Consider the following 18922-nt stretch of genomic DNA (forward strand, 5'->3'; position numbering starts at 1 on the left):
GGCGCTACGAATGAAAATAAAAGATATTTCGATATTGGTAGGCATAATTGGCATCGTCCTGATGATGATTCTTCCGATCCCGAAAACGCTGCTGGATGTCCTCCTGGTGATCAATATCTCGATAGCCATGATGATCCTGCTCGTAGCGATGAACACGAAAGAAGCCTTGCAATTCTCCATCTTTCCTTCCTTGCTGCTGATTACTACGATGTTCCGGCTGGCGCTGAATATTTCGACGACTAAGCTGATCCTTGGTCAAGCGGATGCCGGACATGTGGTGCGTACGTTCGGCAGCTGGATTTCCAGCGGTCAGCCCGTTATCGGGTTTATTGTCTTTCTGATTCTGGTCATCGTACAATTCATAGTCATTACCCGAGGTTCGGAACGGGTGGCGGAGGTCGCCGCCCGCTTTACGCTGGACGCCATGCCCGGCAAACAAATGAGTATTGACGCGGACCTGAATGCGGGACTTATCAATGAGCAGCAGGCGAAAGAAAGAAGAACCAAAATCGAGCGTGAAGCGGATTTCTATGGCGCCATGGACGGCGCGAGCAAATTTGTAAAGGGAGATGCGATTGCTTCCATTATTATCTTGTTCATCAACCTGATCGGTGGTTTCATCATCGGCATGGTGATGCACGGGATGGAATTCTCCGACGCTTTGTCGACTTATTCGCTCCTGACGATCGGAGACGGCTTGGTAAGCCAGATTCCGGCCCTGCTGATTTCGACGTCTGCCGGTTTGATTGTGACGCGAGCTTCCTCGGAAGGCAATCTGGCTGAAGACATTACAGGCCAGCTGTTCGCTTATCCAAAACTGATCTATATCGTTTCCGGCATGATCGTGCTGCTGGGTCTTTTTACTCCAATCGGCATCATCTCTACCCTGCCGCTCGCAGGCGCGCTTGCTTATGCGGCGTGGAGGATGCAGACCAATCTCAGCAAAAAGATGGTCGAGATGGAGCAGCAGGAGGAAGAACAGCAGATCGAAGAGGTGCGGAGTCCGGAAAGTGTCATCAATCTGCTGCAGGTTGACCCGATCGAATTCGAATTTGGCTATGGCCTGATTCCGCTCGCCGATACTTCGCAGGGCGGGGATCTGCTGGACCGGATTATTATGATCCGCCGTCAATGCGCGCTTGAACTCGGGCTGGTTGTGCCGGTCATCCGGATTCGCGACAATATTCAACTAAAACCGAACGAATATGTCATGAAAATTAAAGGGAATACCGTCGGAAGTGGGGAATTATTACTTAATCACTACCTGGCCATGAGTCCCGGGTTTGATGATGAATCGATTACCGGAATTGAAACTTTGGAACCAGCATTTGGGCTTCCGGCCTTGTGGATCGATGAACCGACCAAAGAACGGGCCGAATTGTCCGGGTATACGGTTGTGGACCCTCCGTCCGTCGTGGCGACCCATTTGACGGAAACCATCAAGAAACATGCGCATGAGCTGCTCGGCAGACAAGAAACGAAGGCGCTGGTGGACAATCTTAGAGAAAATTATCCGGTTCTGGTGGACGATCTTATTCCTTCCGTCCTATCGATCGGCGACGTACAGAAAGTGCTGGCCAAACTTTTGCGCGAGAAAATCTCGATTCGCGACATGGTCACCATTTTCGAAACGCTTGCGGACTACGGGCAATACACCAAAGATCCTGAGGTGCTGACGGAATACGTCCGTCAGGCGTTGTCGCGTCAAATCACGCAGCAGTTTACGAATCAAGGAGAGACGATGCAGGTCATTACGGTCGGTCCTTCCCTGGAAAAAAAAATTGCCGAAAGCGTCCAGCAGACGGACCAGGGCAGTTATGTAGCGCTTGATCCCGTATCGACACAAACGGTTTATCAGAAGCTGAATGAACAGATTAACCGTCTGATCCAATCCGGTCAGCAGCCGATTGTATTAACATCGCCAACAATCCGGATGTACCTCAGACAAGTCATGGAAAGAACCTTGCAGGATGTACCGGTCCTTTCCTACAGCGAACTGGAGCCTAATGTCGAGATTCAAAGTGTAGGAGTGGTCAATCTGTGAGAGTAAAACGTTATATCGTGGAGACCATGCCTGACGCCATGCTCAAAATCCGTCAGGATTTGGGCGGAGATGCTGTGATTCTCAGCACCAAAAAGATCAAGGTTGGCGGATTTCTCGGCATGTTCGGAAAAGTAAAGCTGGAGGTGATCGCCGGAGTTGACGAGACGGCGCCGGCAGAACCTGCCGTATCTTTTGGAGCGTCTGTACCAAGACGGGAAACTCCTTTAGCGGCGGGCCGCCGGCCCCTAGCACCAGCCCGGCAGGGGGCTTTCCCTGACGGAACCAGGAGGGCGGGGGATCAGCCGAATCGTCCGGCTCCTCCTCCGCCCGCACCGCAAACCTCAGCGAGCCAGGAACAAGCTGCAGGGAGATTCGGCGCGCAGGCGTACCGAAGAACTTCCGAGCTGCTGGGCGGCGGAGAAGCGCAGACGGAGAATACCGTCAGACAGGAGCCGCCGGTGCTTTCAGCGCAGACGGTCACGGAGCAGCAGCCGATCTTGGAGCGGCAGGAACCGGAGCAGTTGTATGCTGAGCAATCGTCCTTGCCGGCACGGGAATCAGCCTCTTCCATTGAAGCGACGTTAAAGACCTTCAATACGATGATGGCCGCGGCCGTTCATCCATCCGACGAAGACTTTAGAAACCGTCTGCTAAACGACATTCAGCAGATGAAGGAGATGATGAACAAGCTGGCCAAGGAGCACGGTGAGGAACGGGTGCTGCCCGAACCGCTGCAGCGGATCTGGAACCGGCTGAAAGAGCAGGAGGTAGAGCCTGAACTGGCTGAAAGCTGGATCAAGCCAGCCTTTGAGGCGTGGGAAGCATCGGGTGAAAACCTTGATGAGACCGGTATCAAACAGAGGGTCAGGGACGAAATCGGCCGTTTTCTGGAAACGCGTATTTCGGACGGCATTTCCGATACGGCCAGAATGGTTTACGTTGCAGGCCCTACCGGGGTCGGCAAAACAACGACCATCGCCAAAATGGCGGCCGATCAAATTTTCCGCAAACATAAGAAAGTTGGGTTCATTACAGCGGATACTTATCGGATTTCGGCCGTAGAGCAGCTTCGCACTTATGCTTCGATTCTGAACGTTCCGCTTGAGGTGGTGCAGTCACCGGGCGACATGAAGAGAGCGGCGGCCAGACTGGAGAATTGCGACTTGATCTTCATGGACACGGCCGGAAGAAATTATTTGAATGAGCTTTACGTGGCCGAGCTTCACAGCCTTCTGACAGTAAAGGAGCAGAGCGAAACCTGCCTGGTCCTGAGCTTGACCTCGAAGCCGGGGGATATGAAGGCGATCGCAGAGCATTTTTCCAAATATGGCCTGGATAAAGTGATCTTCACCAAGCTGGATGAAACGGAAAACTGTGGAAGCTTGTTTAACCTTTTGTTTGAATATCCGCTTCAGGTGTTGTTCCTGACCAACGGCCAAAATGTGCCGGATGATCTGGTACCCGCAGACCGCGAGCTGCTCCTGAATGAACTGCTTGGGGATGAAGGCGTATGAACGACCAGGCCGAATCGCTAAGAGCCATGATTCAGTCGCGTCTCCAGCAGGAAAAGCAGTCCGAAGCCGTAGGGCCGGCCAAGTCGGCTAAAATCATTACGGTCAGCAGCGGCAAAGGCGGAGTGGGGAAATCGAACTTCACTTTGAATTTGGCGCTGGAGCTGCAAGCGCTGGGGAAAAAGGTGCTCCTGTTCGACGCGGATATCGGAATGGCCAACATCGATGTTTTGATGGGGGCCCGTCCTGCTTATAACCTCTATCACTTGCTCAAAGGCGAAAAAAAACTGTCCGAAATTATTGAATATGGACAAAACGGACTGCCTTTTATCGCCGGCGGATCGGGGCTAGCGGATTTATTTTCCTTGTCGGAACAGGATTTGGCTTATTTCACTTCCCAAATAGAGGCAGTTGCCGAGGAAATGGATTTTATTCTGTTTGATACCGGAGCGGGGCTTTCCAAGGAAACGCTGAATTTTATTACGGCTGCGGATGAATGTTTAATCGTGACGACGCCGGAACCGACCTCGATTACCGATGCGTACGCTCTGATTAAAGTGGTCAGCGGCCTGCAGCCGGATGTAACCTTCAGACTGGTGGTCAATCGGGTTGAAGGGGATAAGGAAGCCAGGTTTGTAGCGGATAAAATTACGCTCGTCGCCCAGCGTTTTCTGCATTTGAATATTCCTTTGCTCGGATTTATCCATGACGAGCCTTATGTCATGAACTCCGTAAAAAGGCAAATTCCGTTTATCATTGCCTACCCGCACTGCTCGGCTTCAAAGGATGTCCGGCAGATTGCGCAGGGAATTGCGGAGAACAAAGAAGAAGTGAAGCAGGAAGGCGCTCTGACGGGAATCAAAGGGTTTTTACACAAATGGCTTCGCACAAAATGATTCTTTACAAGGACAGAGGTGGACAATGAAACCTTACCGGATCTTGGTTGTCGATGATTCGCCTTTTATGCGCAAAATTATTACCGACCTGATTGAACAGGATCCCGCTTTCTGGGTGGAGCGGACCGCTGCAAACGGTTCGGAAGCGTTAAAGCTGATCAAGGAGTTATCGCCGGATCTCGTTACGATGGACGTGGAGATGCCGGAAATGAATGGTCTTGAAGCGCTTAAAAGCATTATGGAAGAACAACCTGTTCCTGTGATCATGTTGTCCGGCATCAATGAGCAAGGCATGAGAGAGACCATCATGGCACTTGAATTAGGCGCGTTTGATTTCATCCGCAAGCCGTCTATTTCCGGAAATTCGCAGAGCGTTGCAGAAATCGGAGAGGCGCTCCGGATGCAGATTCAAGCGGCCATGACCAGCCGGGAGAGACGCCTGGCCCGGGAAGAAGCGCTTCGCAAGCGGGCGGAGGAGCCGAAGGTTCTTCCGCAAACCAAACGGGAGGCCGAGCTCAAGCCGGCTCCCTTTCCTTCTCTTACTTCGGGAACTGCCGAAAAAGGGAAGGATGAAGCAACTCCCGGCAAGCGTACAAACAGGATGCAGGTGCCGTCTAAACCGGTTGAACCCGTTGAACGGGCTGAACGCAAGCCGGAAGGCCGTTCCACTGTTAAACGGAATCCTGATGGAATTTTCAGGGATAATCCAGTTAAAAAACCTGCGGAGTTGCCGGGAAAAGTTCAGCGGGAACAACTGAAGCCCGCGTCTTCGATTCCTCCTTCTTCATCACCATCGCCGACTGCGGATAAAGGAACAGTTTTACAACCGGTTCCTGCAGCAACAGGGAAATCCGCGAAGCCGACCGCCGTTACCGCAGCTTACCAGCACCTTGTAGCGGTCGGTTGTTCGACCGGCGGGCCAAAAGCGCTAAAGGTGCTGCTTGAGTCCATGCCGGCGGATTTTCCTGCTCCCGTTGTCATCGTTCAGCACATGCCGCCGAACTTTACTAAGTCGCTGGCCCAGCGTTTAAACAGTCTGAGCCCGCTGACGGTTGTTGAGGCGGAAGAAGGAATGGCATTGGAGAAGGGGACGGCTTACATTGCTCCGGGAGGGAAACATCTCCGTGTCAAGCTGGGGAATGACGGCATTTGCCGGGTTTCCCTCGGCGAAGACGAACTGAGAAGCGGCCACCGGCCCTCCGTTGATGTTTTATTCGAGTCCTTGCTTCCTCTGGAAATGCTGAAAAGGCACGCCGTGCTTATGACCGGCATGGGCAGCGATGGGGCAAAATCCATGAAACTGCTTTATGACAAGGGAGTAACCTCAACGATTGCGGAAAGCGAAGAAACCTGCGTCGTTTACGGGATGCCCCGTTCTGCTGTTGAACTCGGCTGCGTCACTTCGGTGCTGCCGCTTCAAGATATTGCACCAAAACTTGTTCAAATTGTGAAATAACATCTGATCCCTTGGAGGAGGTGCTCGCCATGGACATGAATCAATATTTATCCATGTTTATTGATGAGTCGAATGATCACTTACAGTCCCTAAACGAAAACATGCTCGAGCTTGAGAACAATCCGGAAGACATTGCTATCGTTCAAGTTATTTTCCGTTCGGCGCATACGCTGAAGGGGATGGCTGCCACGATGGGGTTTGAAGATCTGGCGTCCTTGACTCACCAAATGGAGAACGTTCTGGACCTGGTTCGTAACGACAAACTGAAAATGCAGGACTTTATTTTTGACACCTTGTTTAAAAGCTTGGATGCACTTCAATCGATGGTGCAGGATATCACCGAGGGCGGCGCAGGCAAAGCGGACGTATCTTCCATTGTGGATAATCTTCAGGCGATTGTCCGCGGAGAGAAACCAGGGGCGGCTGCGGCAGGAAAGACTGCAGGGACTTCTTCGGCAGACGACTCTATGAAAGCAGCACTTGAGCTTGATGAATTCCAGCAGTCCATTTTGGAGCAGTCCATTAGCGAAGGGCACAAGGCCCATTATATTGAAGTAACGATTCGTGAAGATTGTCAACTTAAAGCAGTACGCGCTTATATGGTGTTCGATCTCCTGGAACGTTTCGGAGAAGTGATCAAATCCTATCCGACTGTACAGGACATTGAGCAAGAAAAGTTCGACCGAAGCTTTTCCTTGTATTACATAACACAGAAGGATGCCGCCGACCTCGAAGGCATGATCATGAACGTTTCGGAAATCGGATCGGCTAACGTAGTACCTTTGGACAAAGAATCTCTATCCCAGCTGGTTTCGTCAGCCAGCAGCCAAGCGGCTCCGACAGTAGAAACGCCGGATGCACCTCCTGCTGCGGCTGCTCCGCAAACGGATGCGGCAACCTCCGCTCCTGCAGCCCAAGCCCAGTCTACGAAGGAAGCAGCAGCCAAGAAACCGGCTGCAGGCGGAGCGCCTGCACCTTCCCGCACTATCCGCGTCGATATTGAACGTCTGGACGTGCTGATGAATCTGTTCAGCGAACTGCTGATCGACCGTGTCAGACTGGAGCAGCTGGCTGGCGAAATCAAAAGGAACGACTTGACCGAAACGGTTGAGCACATGACAAGAGTCAGCGGTGATTTACAGAACGTGGTTCTGAAGCTGCGGATGGTGCCGGTGGATACCGTGTTTAACCGGTTCCCGCGCATGGTTCGGGACTTAGCTAAATCGCTGAACAAAAAAATCGACCTTGTGATTACAGGTGCTGAAACAGAGCTTGACCGGACCGTCATCGACGAAATCGGCGATCCGCTCGTCCACTTGTTAAGAAATGCGGTTGACCACGGCATCGAAACGATCGACGACCGGGTTGCAGCCGGCAAGCCGGAAACGGGTACTGTCCATCTGAAGGCTTTCCACAGCGGGAACCATGTCTTCATTGAAATTACCGATGACGGCAACGGTATCGATCGCCATCGGGTGGCGGCCAGAGCGATTAAGAACGGCATCCTCACCGAAGAAGAGGCCAGCACGATGAGCGACGATGAAGTAGCTTTGCTCCTGTTCGCTCCGGGCTTTAGCACTGCGGAGAAAATTTCCGATATCTCCGGACGCGGAGTAGGCCTCGACGTGGTGAAATCCAAAATTGAATCGCTGGGCGGTACGGTTCAGGTCACGTCAACGCTTGGACAAGGCTCCAAATTTTCCGTTCAGCTGCCGCTGACCTTGTCGATCATTTCGGCCATGCTGATTAAAACCGGTGACGAGAAATATGCGATTCCGCTTTCCTCAATCGTGGAAACGGGCCTGATCAAACGATCGCAGATCCGTGAAGTGCATGGCTACAAGATGATTCCTTACCGGAATTCCAATATTCCGATTATGTCTTTGAAACATATTTTTGATATTCCCGGCTTTGACGAAGAAAACGAAGAGGAAACCGAAATTGTTGTCATTCGAAAAGGGGACCGCGTTGCTGCATTGACGGTGGAAGAATTTATCGGTCAAAGCGAAATCGTCATTAAAACCCTGGGCAAATATTTGCCTGCGGTTGAGGGAGTTGCCGGAGGAACAATCCTGGGCGACGGCCAAGTGGCTTTGATTATTGATCCTAACGCATTTATCAAATAACAGGAATAACAGTGAGTTTAACCGATTGACAAGACGAGGAGGAATTAAGCATGGGACAGGAATTAAAGGTAATCGTATTTAAATTGGGTTCTGAAGAGTACGGGATTGACGTCGACAAGGTAGAAACGATTGAGCGCATGCTGCCGATTACTCGTGTACCTAAAACGTATTCTTTTGTAAAAGGGGTAGTCAATCTTCGCGGTGTCGTGATTCCGGTTATTGATTTGCGCGGACGTTTCGGTTTGCCTGAAACGGAAGCGACGGATCAGACGCGGATTATCATCGTTTCGGTGGAAGATATGCAGGTGGGCTTCATCGTCGATTCAGCGAATGACGTTATCGACTTGGATACGGATGTGATCGATACGCCGCCGGAAGTGGTCGGCGGAGTTAAAGCGAAATATCTGGACGGAGTTGCCCGTATTTCGGAAGATCGCCTTCTGATCATGCTGAATCTGTCCGAAGTGCTGAACAAAAGCGAAATTATCCAGCTTGAAGGCATTGAGGCTTAAGTTTGAAGGACCTTTTTAAAGGGTTTGCGGATTTCAAAATGGACGTGCTTAAAGAGGTCGGAAACATCGGCGCGGGCAACGCCGCTACCGCTCTTTCACGTTTGCTGGACAAACCCATCGATATGGCCGTGCCGAAAGTACAACTGCTTCCTTTTGACGAAATTGCCGAGAAAGTGGGCGGTGCGGAAAATATCGTCTTGGCGGTGTTTTTCCGCGTAGAAGGCGAAGCGCCGGGCAATCTGTTTTTCATCCTGACGCCGGACGCGGCTAAAAGGCTGCTCCACCGCCTTGCCGCCATCGAAGTATCGGATGAAGAAACGTTTTCAGAGATGGAGTGGTCGGCCATCTCTGAAATCGGCAATATTCTGGCGGGATCCTATCTGTCTTCCCTGGCCGATTTTACGAAACTGAGCATGAGCCCGACGGTACCTGCAGTGGCGATGGACATGGCTGGCGCCATTTTGAGCTACGGGCTGCTCCAGTTTGGGGAAATGGGAAACGACGCCCTTTTGATTGATACAACCTTTATTGAAGGACAACATGAAGTGGAGGGGCAATTTTTCCTCATCCCGGATCCGGAATCGTTCGAGCAGATCTTTTCAGCTTTGGGAGTACCTACGGACCATGATTGAGGAGCAGCCTGTCGTTAAAGTCGGAATGGCTGAGATGGGAACCGTCCGTTCCCAAGGTTTGATTCGAACAACTGGACTCGGTTCGTGTGTAGGCCTTACTTTATTTGATCCGGAGCTTAAGCTGGCGGGGATGGCCCATGTCATGCTTCCTTCTTCGGAAATCGCCAAAGAAGGGTCACTCAACCTGGCCAAATATGCGGATACAGCCGTACCGGCTCTTTACGAGCAGTTTTTGCAAATGGGGGCATCTGCCCGGCGTCTTGTGGCCAAAATGGCGGGAGGTTCTCAGATGTTTGCTTTTTCCGGCGGCGGGGATACCATGCGGATTGGCCCGAGGAATGTGGAATCCTGCAAAGCTTGCTTGGAAAAGCTGGGAGTGCCGCTTCTTGCGGAAGACACCGGAGGAAATTTTGGCAGAACGATAGAGCTGGATTGTCAAACGGGTATATTATTCATACGCAGTGTACAAATGGGAATAAAGGAATTGTAGCTTATGGCAGGAAAAATGATTTTTAACTGGTTATTTGGCGCAGCCGGTTTTATACTGACGTTTCTTGTTTCTTCATCTCATAACTTATTGATCACCTCAGTAATACGCAGCCTTATTGCTTTCGTAATCTGGTTCCTGCTTGCTTTCGCCGTTCGCTGGATGTTGGGTCTGTCCAAGACAGATCCGGCTTCTGGGGGAGAAAGCCCTTCATCCGGCAGGGAAGAAGAAAAAGGCCTCCGGGTTGATTTGACGACGCCGGACGAAAATGAGGCTATTAACGACATGCTGAAACCCTCCGAGGCGAATCAGGGTTCGGCAGAGTTTGAACCTCTTAATCCTCCGCGTCTTGTTAAAACCGCTGATCGGGATCCAGAAGAGCTTGCAAAAGCTGTCCGTCACCTGACAGAAGACTAGAGAGGGTGAAATTTAGTGAGTGAACGAAAAAATTCTCCTCTCGGCTACGCCGATTTATGGGAGAGATGGAAGGAAAACAGCGACCTAGAAGCGAAGAAAGAACTGATAGAAAAATATTTAAATATTGTGGACTATGTATCCGGACGTTTGGCTGTAGGTCTTCCGCGGAATATTTCCAAAGATGACCTGTTTAGCAATGGTGTCATGGGTCTTATGGATGCCGTCGAAAAGTTTGACTACAAAAGAGGTTTGCAGTTTGAGACCTATGCCTCATGGCGAGTAAGAGGCGCCATTTTGGATGGTCTTCGTCAAGGGGACTGGGTTCCCCGTTCGGTCAGAGAAAAGGCCAAAAAGATAGAAGAAGGTTATCAAAAGCTGGAACAGAAATATTTGCGTACGGTTACCGATGAGGAAATGAGCCAGTACCTGGACGTTTCCGAAAGAGAGTTTCAGCAGATGCTTCAGGAAGTGGCCGTAATGACGCTTTGTTCACTGGAAGATCCGATCCGTGAGGAAGAGTCGGAAACCCGGATGTCGATGCTTGTTGACGACAAGGCCAAAAATCCGGACTATAAAGTGCGTGAATTTTTTTTGCAGGAATCACTAACTAAAGGAATCGAGAAGCTGACGGAAAAAGAACGTACCGTTGTCTCTTTATTATATTATGAAGACCTTTCCCTGAGTGAAATTGCCGAAGTCATGTCCCTGTCTCCTTCTCGTATTTCACAGCTTCATTCGAAAGCTATCTTGCGGCTTCGTGCCACTCTGGAGAAAAGCAGAAATTTATTAATGCAGGAGGATTAATCTGGATGTAACCAATGGTCATTGAGAGGAGAAAGGGTTTATGAAGCAGCTTGAGGATCTTGAGAAATTGGTCAGCGTCGTAATATCGGACGATAAAATGAATGCTTACCTGGAATTATCCGAGATTAGCAGCGATGTCAACTTCAGCGAAGAGCAGCTTATTAGCCTAATTAGGGCTAATGGAATCCATTATGGCATTCAGCTTGAAATTGTCCAAAGAATCGTGCAGAATCCGGTGGACTACTCTCGCAGCCGTACCCCCATTGCTTTTGGCGAACCGCCGACAGACGGAATAGACGGGAAAATCATTTATGCGTTCGACATCCACAGCAAAGGTCCCCAACCCTTGGAGGTGGAGGACGGAAGAGTTGATTACAAAGAAATAACCCGACTCAATAATGTGACGAAAGGTCAGCTGATTGCCACGCGGGAGCCCGCGCTTCCGGGACGGACGGGAACCGATATTACCGGACAGGAGGTTCCTTTTAAAGCGGGGAAAGAAGCCCGTTTTAAAGTCGGTAAAAACGTAGTTGTCGTCGGTGATAATGAAGCGCTTTATGCAGCGATCGACGGCTTGGTCACGTTGACTGAAAAAGAAAAAATCAATGTTTTTCCCGTGTATGAAATTAACGGAGATGTAGATTACAGCATCGGCAACATTCATTTTGTCGGTACGGTAGTCGTGCGCGGAAATGTGCTCACCGGATTTAAAATCGCAGCGGCCGGTGATATCAGGGTAACTGGAGGCGTAGAAGGCGCTGAGCTTGAGGCCGAGGGATCCATTGAAATAGCGGGCGGTATTATCGGTTACAACAAAGGTCTAGTGAAAGCCGGTCAGAACGTGAGGAGCTCCTTCATCCAGGATGCTAACGTGGAGGCCGGCGCAAACGTGGTCGTTTCGCAAAGCATTATGCATTCCAACGTCAGAGCAGGCGGGGAAGTGCTGTGCAATGGCGCAAAAGGTTTGATTGTAGGCGGCCACATTCAGGCGGGCGAAACCGTAAACGCCCGTACGATCGGCAATCCTATGTCTACGACAACGGTAATTGAAGTCGGTGTCCTCCCGGAATTGCGGAATGAATTGACGGAACTGCGTGTACAGGTGAAAGAATTGGTCGAATCGCTTGATAAAACGGAAAAAGCTTTGGCCCTGCTGGACCAGCTTGCCTCTATAGGCAAACTGACAAACGATAAGCTGGCGCTCCGTTCCAAGCTCACCTTGACCAAAAAAACGTCAATAAGAGAACTGGCAGATAACAAAGAGCGTATTCTGGAAATCGAGAAGACGCTGGAGGATACAGGAAGAGCTAAAGTGAAGGTTATCAAAACCATTTACGGAGGCTCTAAAATTGTTATCGGAAGATACACCAAATTTGTTAAAGATCCTATTTCCAATATGAGCTTTTCCTACAGTGAAGGCGATATCAGCATGACTCCTAATATTTAAACGCCGCTGACTTGAAAGCTTTCAAAAGAGTGAGTTTGCAGGATTCATACACATCTAAACGTCACTTATCGGGGTGAGGGTATGGATTTAAAAGCGGTGGAACTTCAAATTGCCGTACCGCGGACAAGCGAGGCCGGCCGCATCCAGCAGGAGCAGCAGTCCAGACCCGCTGTAGAGCAGCAGCTGCTTGCCGCAGGGCATGCAAAGGAAACGGAATTGCAGAGAATTCGGAGCAGCGAGGTGGAGGATTCTCCTAAATCAGAGCTGAGGGAGCGAAACGAATCGGATTTTTCCGGCCGGGAAAACCGCCTTGGGGATCGAAAACAGGCGGGCCAGGAAGACGGAGGGCCTCTGCAGCCGCACCCGGCCGAACATCCGTATAAGGGAAAACATATTGATTTCTCTTTCTAATTTGAAATGCAAAAGGTGAGAATATTGTCTTGGAGCCCTTGGGTTTATATTGTTTTATTAGGATTGGCGGCCATTCTTTACGGCTGGATGCAGCCCAAAATCAGGCAGCAGACTTCCGCATCCGGGCAAGCCGCTAATGCCGCTAATATGGAAGAAACGCTGGAACAGTTCATGGCTGAAATGGAGCGGGACAACGAGGAGATCATCGGCCTGATCGCGGATATGAAGCAGGAGACCTTATCCAAGCAGCTCTCGCAGCAGGAACAGATCACGGAGCTCCGTAACCGGCTTCAGCAGTATGAAAAACAAAATCTTGTTCTTGAAGCGCGTCTGGAACAATGGGAAAAACAGTCCGGAGGTCCCGGTAACGACGTCCTGCAGGCTGCTGTCCTGCAGGCGGCATCTGCCGACGAACCTCTCTTGGAGGAGAAGCCGGACCAACCGGAGCCGGTGATTCCGACCGTACGCGAACGCTACCCCGAACTGTTCGGCTTGTATGATCAAGGGAAGTCCATAGATTTGGTAGCCAAATCAACAGGAATGGCCCGTGGCGAAGTGCAGCTGATTTTGCAGCTGGCTAAAAGAGAGGAGTCCTCTCTATGATGCGTAATCGTCAGTTCCTGTTTGGTTTGGGGGCCGGGCTTATTATCGGAGCCCTGCTGCTCCAATTGATGGATATTGCCCAGACGCAGCCGCAAACGCTGAACACGGAAGCCGAAGTGCGGGGCGCGGCTGAAGCTTTAGGACTTAAGGTATACGACAACAGTGATCAAGTACTCACCGAGCAGGAGTGGAAAGAGAAATCGGGTACGCCTTCCGCGCCGTCGGCGTCTGCCGCACCGCCAAGCTCACCGGCTGAGCCTTCCGCTCCAGCCGCACCTTCGGAGGCCGCCAAACCTTCCGCGGCATCCGTCGCCAAACCCTCCGCGGCATCCGTCGCCAAACCCTCGGCCGCATCAGCTGTGAAGCCGTCCTCTTCTCCGGTGCCAGCTGCGCCGACGAAGGTGACGGTCAAGATAGCTTCCGGCTCGAACCTTACGAAGGTGGCTGCCCAACTGAAAGAAGCTGGCGTCATTTCCGACCAGGCTTCTTTTATCCAGCAGGCTAAAGAATGGAATGCCTCCAGAAAAATTCAAACGGGCACCTACAGCTTTAAAAAAGGCGAATCGTTTAAAAGCATTACCGACAAAATTACGACTAAAGTCAAGTAATCGTTTCAAGGTTTCGGTCCTTTTTGTTGGATTTTGTTGCAAGGCCCAAGTTGTTATGATATATTAATTGATGGTGTTAAAACACACGGCTGACGGATTTCGTCAAGGGTGCTTTTCGCGTGATACCGAAGAGTCTTGGCGGGAGATGAAATCGCCGGAGGAGCATCAAATAAAACCAAATTAGGAGGTGCGTGAAGATGGCAGTAATCTCCATGAAACAACTGCTTGAAGCAGGTGTTCATTTCGGTCACCAGACTCGTCGTTGGAACCCGAAAATGGATCGTTATATCTTCACCGAAAGAAACGGTATTTACATCATTGACCTGCAAAAAACGGTCAAAAAAGTTGAGGAAGCTTACAACTTTGTAAAAAGCATTGCTGAAGAAAATGGTACAATCCTGTTCGTCGGCACTAAGAAACAAGCGCAAGATTCCGTTAAAGAAGAAGCTGAACGCGCTGGTCAATACTACATTAACCAACGTTGGCTCGGCGGTACTCTGACTAACTTCTCCACGATTCAAAAACGTATCGATCGTTTGAAAACTTTGGAGAAATGGGAAGAGGACGGCACTTTTGCAGTACTGCCTAAGAAAGAAGTTATCCTTCTCCGCAAAGAGAAAGATCGTCTTGAGAAGTTCCTGGGCGGTATCAAAAACATGAGAGGTTTGCCAAGCGCATTGTTCGTTATCGATCCGCGCAAAGAGCGTATTGCAGTAGCAGAAGCTCGCAAATTGGGCATTCCAATCGTAGGTATCGTTGATACTAACTGCGATCCGGACGAAATCGACTATGTAATTCCAGGCAACGACGACGCGATCCGCGCTGTTAAATTGCTGACTGGTAAAATGGCAGACGCAGTAATCGAAGCTCATCAAGGCGAGCAAACAACTGCTTAATCGAAGTTTTGTCCATAAACCGATAAATTAAATGAAAAAGGGTGGTTGGTAGGTGCAAAAACCTTTCACTACCCTTTTTTTAAAGCAAAAAATATATACTCATCTGGAGGTAATTTAAAATGGCAGTTGACGCAAAATCCGTAAAAGAACTTCGTGAAAAAACTGGCGCAGGTATGCTGGATTGCAAAAAAGCTTTGGAGGAAGCAAACGGCGACCTGACTAAAGCCGCTGAAATCCTTCGTGAAAAAGGTCTGGCAGCAGCAGCTAACAAAGCAGGCCGTATCGCTACTGAAGGCGTTGTTGAATCCTACATCCACGCTGGTGGACGTATCGGCGTTCTCGTAGAAATCAACTGCGAAACAGACTTCGTTGCGAAAACCGACCAATTCAAAGAATTCGCTCGCGACATCGCAATGCATATTGCGGCTGTAAGCCCTAAATATGTACGTCGTGAAGAAGTTCCTACCGAAGAGCTGGAGAAAGAAAAAGAAATTTTGAAAGCTCAAGCCCTGAACGAAGGCAAACCAGAAAAAATCGTTGAAAAAATGGTAGAAGGCCGCATCGGCAAATTCTACGAAGAAATCTGCTTGCTTGACCAGCAGTTCGTTAAAGATCCGGACAAAACGATCGCTACTTTGCTGAATGAAAAAATCAGCACGATCGGCGAAAACATCTCGATCCGTCGTTTCGTTCGTTACGAACTGGGTGAAGGTCTGGAGAAAAAAGTCGACAACTTCGTAGAAGAAGTTATGGCTCAGGTTAAAAACTAATCGCAACTTTACATGGGTTTACTTAGGAGATGGAACACGAAGTGTTCCTTCTTTTTTAAAAAGATTTCGGGATCCCGCGCAGCATCTGGGCGTTCCTTGGAGCCAAACCCCACTTTGTTTGGGGAGTTATCGAATATAATCTTTAATTGTTTAAGATCCCCACAAAGTAGTAGCATAAGCTTAAGGGCATTTGCGCCATTTTGTGGGGTTATTTTAACCTGAGGCGAACTTTGGGGTTCGCCGCTTGGAAAGTGGAGGGTTTGCATTGGAACAGCCTATATTCAAACGTGTTGTATTAAAAGTCAGCGGGGAATCCCTCGCCGGTCAAAACGGTTACGGAATTGACGCAGAGACCATAACATCGATTGCACAGCAGGTTAAAGATGTGGTAGAGCTTGGCGTTCAGGTCGCTATCGTATGCGGTGGGGGCAATATTTGGCGGGGCATCGCAGGCAGCGCCAAAGGCATCGACCGCGCTACGGCCGACTATATGGGCATGCTTGCCACTCTGATGAATTCGCTTGCTCTGCAGGATGCGCTTGAGCAAATTGATGTGCCTACCCGTGTGCAGACTTCAATTGCCATGCAGCAAATTGCTGAACCATACATTCGCCGCCGGGCGATTCGCCATCTGGAGAAAGGGCGCGTCGTTATTTTTGCGGCAGGAACAGGGAATCCGTTTTTCTCCACGGATACAACCGCAGCGCTGCGGGCCGCCGAGATTGAAGCGGAAGTTATCCTGATGGCCAAAAACAAAGTGGACGGCGTTTACTCTGCTGATCCTTTTGTGGATCCGACCGCCGAAAAATACGAACAGCTCACTTATCTGGAAGTACTTAACAAAAACCTTGGAGTTATGGACTCCACCGCATCTTCTCTTTGCATGGACAACAACATTCCGCTGATTGTGTTTGCGATTACAGAACAAGGCAATATCAAGCGGGTTGTGCTTGGAGAGAAGATCGGTACGATCGTAAAAGGGAGTGTAGACTAATGCCTCAATCGATTAAAAAAAGCGCTGAAGAACGGATGGACAAAGCCATCCAGGCTCTGAAGAGAGATCTTGCGACCCTTCGGGCCGGCAGAGCGACTCCTTCGCTGCTGGATCGAGTTCAAGTCGAATATTACGGTGCGCCGACACCGGTAAATCAGCTTGCGAATATCAATACGCCGGATTCCCGGACGCTGCTCATTCAGCCGTGGGATAAATCCTCCCTCTCAGATATCGAGCGCGCCATTATGAAATCCGACCTTGGTCTGACGCCGGCTAATGACGGAACTTCGATCCGCCTGGTCATTCCGGCCTTAACCGAAGAACGCCGCTTGGAGCTGGTGAAAACGACGAAAAAATTCGGCGAAGAAGCGAAAGTGGCTATCCGCAACATCCGCCGCGACGCGAACGACGATATCAAAAAACTGGAGAAGACGGACATCTCCGAAGATGAATCCCGCCGCCACCAGGAAGATATTCAAAAAACGACCGACAGGTTTATTGCCGAAGTCGATAAAGTGCTCGCTGCCAAAGAAAAAGAAATTATGGAAGTGTAAGAGACGAAGACGCCCCTCCTATTATGGTGGGGTTTTGTCTCTTTTTCGATTTTACTGGAACGGCTGCCCAGTTTCCGGAAGCTGCTACACGCCCGGGTACTGTGGCTGAACAGGCGGACGCCTGCCGTACTACTTGTCACCGCATGGAGGATTATCATGAAAAAACTATTTCGGCCAAGGTGGAAGCAAGAACAACAGGATTCGCCTATCAGCTTGGATCCGGCCAACATTCCTGAGCATGTCGCCATTATTATGGACGGCAACGGCCGCTGGGCAAACCGCAGGGGAATGCCGAGGATTGTGGGGCACCAAAACGGCATGAAGGCCGTAAAGAGGACCACGATCGCTGCCGACGAGCTGGGCATCAAGTATTTGACGATGTATGCTTTCTCAACGGAAAACTGGAAACGTCCCAAGGATGAAGTTGACTTTTTGATGAAGCTGCCGCAGGAGTTTCTAGCGCTTGAAATGGATGAACTGGTCGAAAAAAATGTCCAGGTCAAAATGATGGGACATATCGATGGCCTTCCTAAATATACTATCGACGCGATGGAAGAGGCGGTCAAACGGACGGAACACAATACGGGCTTGATCCTGAATTTTGCGCTGAATTACGGAAGCCGCAGGGAAATTGCCGACAGCATCCGTAAAGCTGCAGAGGAAGTGGCCAGCGGCGAAATTCGGCTGGAGGATCTGAATGAAGATTGGGTTTCCTCGCGGCTGCTGACTTCGGGATTGCCTGATCCGGATCTGCTGATCCGTACAGGAGGCGAAATCCGTCTCAGCAATTTTATGCTGTGGCAGCTCGCTTACAGCGAATTTTGGTTTTCCGATGTCTATTGGCCTGAATTCACCAAGGAGCACCTCATTGCGGCGGTTGCGGAATTTCAGCGCCGGACGCGCAGATACGGTGGATTAACCTAACCTGGAGAAAGGAGGGAAAGGCTTGAAGCAGCGTTTGATTACCGGAATTATAGCGGGAGCTTTTTTTCTGGGATTATGTCTGATCGGCGGGACCCCTTTTGGGCTGCTGGTTTTGCTGATGGCACTTATCGGATTTTATGAGTTTGTAAAAATGACGGGAGTATCTCCCTGGAATGCTTCGGCGGTTATAGGTTATATTGGCGTCGTTTTGTTTTTCCTGCCGTGGGGCCATTTCCATCTGCCTTTTCATTGGGATTCGTCCGCTTTGATCTGGCTGCTGATGCTGCTGTTCGGCTCGCTGACGGTATTCAGCAAAAACCGTTTTTCGATTAAGGAAGCGGCCTTGCTGCTGTTTGGTTCCGTTTACGTCGGAATCGGGTTTTCGGCTATTTCCGGCATGCGGGAATCGGGGGATGGACACGGCCTGTTTTGGACCTTTCTGCTGCTTTGCTCCATCTGGGCCAGCGATGCGGGAGCTTATTTTGTCGGTAAAGCGATCGGCAGAACGAAATTATGGCCGGCGATCAGTCCGAACAAAACGGTTGAAGGCGCTTTGGGGGGCGTCGTGATAGCCGTTGTGGTGGCCGTTATCTTTGCAGCGGCCTCGGGCGGTCTGCTGGGTATTCCAAGAGCAGTTTTGATCGGCGCTTGTGCGGCTGTGGTCGGACAGATCGGCGATTTAATCCAATCCGCGTATAAACGCGTATACGGGATCAAGGATTCGGGCCAGCTGCTGCCTGGACATGGAGGCATTCTGGACCGCTGCGACAGCTGGATCATCGTTTTTCCGTTTGTCCAGTTTCTGCTGCTGCTGCCGAATTAGTACATAT

General features: G+C 50.4%; 20 protein-coding genes. All 20 read left to right on the plus strand.

Annotated elements, in window-relative coordinates; translation table 11 throughout:
- Positions 1–10: 10 nt before the first annotated feature.
- The 20 genes from flhA (at position 11) to AC3ZPD_RS00485 (ending at position 18915) form a co-directional block, all read left to right on the plus strand.
- Complete coding sequence (flhA, locus tag AC3ZPD_RS00390) at positions 11–2044, plus strand: flagellar biosynthesis protein FlhA (RefSeq protein WP_490982288.1); 2034 nt, start codon at positions 11–13, stop codon at positions 2042–2044.
- Positions 2041–3558 (plus strand): flagellar biosynthesis GTPase FlhF, encoded by a 1518-nt coding sequence (gene flhF / locus AC3ZPD_RS00395; protein ID WP_490982289.1) that lies wholly within the window; start codon positions 2041–2043, stop codon positions 3556–3558. The genes flhA and flhF overlap by 4 nt, the downstream gene beginning before the upstream one ends.
- A complete protein-coding gene (locus AC3ZPD_RS00400) occupies positions 3555–4451 on the plus strand; it encodes a MinD/ParA family protein (RefSeq protein WP_490982290.1) in 897 nt (298 codons plus the stop codon). Before flhF ends, AC3ZPD_RS00400 begins: the two co-directional genes overlap by 4 nt.
- Positions 4452–4476: 25 nt before the next feature.
- Positions 4477–5907, plus strand: a complete 1431-nt coding sequence (locus AC3ZPD_RS00405) for a protein-glutamate methylesterase/protein-glutamine glutaminase (RefSeq protein ID WP_490982291.1) — start codon at positions 4477–4479, stop codon at positions 5905–5907.
- A gap of 29 nt (positions 5908–5936) precedes the next feature.
- The gene (locus AC3ZPD_RS00410; RefSeq protein WP_490982292.1) at positions 5937–8033 is read left to right on the plus strand and encodes a chemotaxis protein CheW; all 2097 of its coding nucleotides are present in this window, start codon (positions 5937–5939) and stop codon (positions 8031–8033) included.
- 50 nt (positions 8034–8083) lie between these two features.
- Positions 8084–8545, plus strand: coding sequence for a chemotaxis protein CheW (locus tag AC3ZPD_RS00415; RefSeq protein ID WP_490982293.1), 462 nt, complete (start codon positions 8084–8086; stop codon positions 8543–8545).
- Positions 8546–8583: 38 nt separating this feature from the next.
- Positions 8584–9177 (plus strand): chemotaxis protein CheC, encoded by a 594-nt coding sequence (locus tag AC3ZPD_RS00420; protein WP_490982805.1) that lies wholly within the window; start codon positions 8584–8586, stop codon positions 9175–9177.
- A complete protein-coding gene (locus AC3ZPD_RS00425) occupies positions 9170–9667 on the plus strand; it encodes a chemotaxis protein CheD (RefSeq protein WP_490982294.1) in 498 nt (165 codons plus the stop codon). The genes AC3ZPD_RS00420 and AC3ZPD_RS00425 overlap by 8 nt, the downstream gene beginning before the upstream one ends.
- Before the next feature lie 3 nt (positions 9668–9670).
- Positions 9671–10081, plus strand: coding sequence for a hypothetical protein (locus AC3ZPD_RS00430; RefSeq protein ID WP_490982295.1), 411 nt, complete (start codon positions 9671–9673; stop codon positions 10079–10081).
- A 15-nt stretch (positions 10082–10096) separates the two neighbouring features.
- Positions 10097–10885: a FliA/WhiG family RNA polymerase sigma factor gene (locus AC3ZPD_RS00435; RefSeq protein ID WP_490982296.1), complete on the plus strand. Its 789-nt coding sequence runs from the start codon at positions 10097–10099 to the stop codon at positions 10883–10885.
- A 40-nt stretch (positions 10886–10925) separates the two neighbouring features.
- A complete protein-coding gene (locus AC3ZPD_RS00440) occupies positions 10926–12332 on the plus strand; it encodes a flagellar assembly protein A (RefSeq protein ID WP_490982297.1) in 1407 nt (468 codons plus the stop codon).
- Between the two features lie 81 nt (positions 12333–12413).
- Positions 12414–12743, plus strand: coding sequence for a hypothetical protein (locus AC3ZPD_RS00445; RefSeq protein WP_490982298.1), 330 nt, complete (start codon positions 12414–12416; stop codon positions 12741–12743).
- A gap of 24 nt (positions 12744–12767) precedes the next feature.
- Complete coding sequence (locus tag AC3ZPD_RS00450) at positions 12768–13346, plus strand: hypothetical protein (RefSeq protein WP_490982299.1); 579 nt, start codon at positions 12768–12770, stop codon at positions 13344–13346.
- Positions 13343–13954, plus strand: coding sequence for an endolytic transglycosylase MltG (locus tag AC3ZPD_RS00455; RefSeq protein ID WP_490982300.1), 612 nt, complete (start codon positions 13343–13345; stop codon positions 13952–13954). Before AC3ZPD_RS00450 ends, AC3ZPD_RS00455 begins: the two co-directional genes overlap by 4 nt.
- Before the next feature lie 197 nt (positions 13955–14151).
- A complete protein-coding gene (rpsB, locus tag AC3ZPD_RS00460) occupies positions 14152–14850 on the plus strand; it encodes a 30S ribosomal protein S2 (RefSeq protein ID WP_490982301.1) in 699 nt (232 codons plus the stop codon).
- A gap of 119 nt (positions 14851–14969) precedes the next feature.
- Positions 14970–15620 (plus strand): translation elongation factor Ts, encoded by a 651-nt coding sequence (gene tsf, locus AC3ZPD_RS00465; protein WP_490982302.1) that lies wholly within the window; start codon positions 14970–14972, stop codon positions 15618–15620.
- Positions 15621–15885: 265 nt separating this feature from the next.
- Entirely contained in the window at positions 15886–16614 is a 729-nt protein-coding gene (gene pyrH / locus AC3ZPD_RS00470) for a UMP kinase (protein WP_068694636.1), read from the plus strand.
- Positions 16614–17168, plus strand: coding sequence for a ribosome recycling factor (gene frr, locus AC3ZPD_RS00475; protein ID WP_490982303.1), 555 nt, complete (start codon positions 16614–16616; stop codon positions 17166–17168). Before pyrH ends, frr begins: the two co-directional genes overlap by 1 nt.
- Positions 17169–17324: 156 nt before the next feature.
- Entirely contained in the window at positions 17325–18092 is a 768-nt protein-coding gene (uppS, locus tag AC3ZPD_RS00480) for an undecaprenyl pyrophosphate synthase (RefSeq protein ID WP_490982304.1), read from the plus strand.
- Between the two features lie 22 nt (positions 18093–18114).
- Positions 18115–18915 carry a phosphatidate cytidylyltransferase gene (locus tag AC3ZPD_RS00485; protein ID WP_490982305.1) on the plus strand — a complete coding sequence of 267 codons (801 nt, stop codon included), beginning with the start codon at positions 18115–18117 and terminating at the stop codon, positions 18913–18915.
- Positions 18916–18922: the final 7 nt, after the last annotated feature.

The organism is Paenibacillus mobilis (assembly GCF_058267595.1).

Coding starts and splice junctions, on each gene's coding strand:
- flhA (WP_490982288.1), top strand. CDS start 11: ATGAAAATAAAAGATATTTCGATATTGGTAGGCATAATTGGCATCGTC.
- AC3ZPD_RS00400 (WP_490982290.1), top strand. CDS start 3,555: ATGAACGACCAGGCCGAATCGCTAAGAGCCATGATTCAGTCGCGTCTC.
- AC3ZPD_RS00405 (WP_490982291.1), top strand. CDS start 4,477: ATGAAACCTTACCGGATCTTGGTTGTCGATGATTCGCCTTTTATGCGC.
- AC3ZPD_RS00410 (WP_490982292.1), top strand. CDS start 5,937: ATGGACATGAATCAATATTTATCCATGTTTATTGATGAGTCGAATGAT.
- AC3ZPD_RS00415 (WP_490982293.1), top strand. CDS start 8,084: ATGGGACAGGAATTAAAGGTAATCGTATTTAAATTGGGTTCTGAAGAG.
- AC3ZPD_RS00420 (WP_490982805.1), top strand. CDS start 8,584: ATGGACGTGCTTAAAGAGGTCGGAAACATCGGCGCGGGCAACGCCGCT.
- AC3ZPD_RS00425 (WP_490982294.1), top strand. CDS start 9,170: ATGATTGAGGAGCAGCCTGTCGTTAAAGTCGGAATGGCTGAGATGGGA.
- AC3ZPD_RS00430 (WP_490982295.1), top strand. CDS start 9,671: ATGGCAGGAAAAATGATTTTTAACTGGTTATTTGGCGCAGCCGGTTTT.
- AC3ZPD_RS00440 (WP_490982297.1), top strand. CDS start 10,926: ATGAAGCAGCTTGAGGATCTTGAGAAATTGGTCAGCGTCGTAATATCG.
- AC3ZPD_RS00445 (WP_490982298.1), top strand. CDS start 12,414: ATGGATTTAAAAGCGGTGGAACTTCAAATTGCCGTACCGCGGACAAGC.
- AC3ZPD_RS00455 (WP_490982300.1), top strand. CDS start 13,343: ATGATGCGTAATCGTCAGTTCCTGTTTGGTTTGGGGGCCGGGCTTATT.
- rpsB (WP_490982301.1), top strand. CDS start 14,152: ATGGCAGTAATCTCCATGAAACAACTGCTTGAAGCAGGTGTTCATTTC.
- tsf (WP_490982302.1), top strand. CDS start 14,970: ATGGCAGTTGACGCAAAATCCGTAAAAGAACTTCGTGAAAAAACTGGC.
- frr (WP_490982303.1), top strand. CDS start 16,614: ATGCCTCAATCGATTAAAAAAAGCGCTGAAGAACGGATGGACAAAGCC.
- uppS (WP_490982304.1), top strand. CDS start 17,325: ATGAAAAAACTATTTCGGCCAAGGTGGAAGCAAGAACAACAGGATTCG.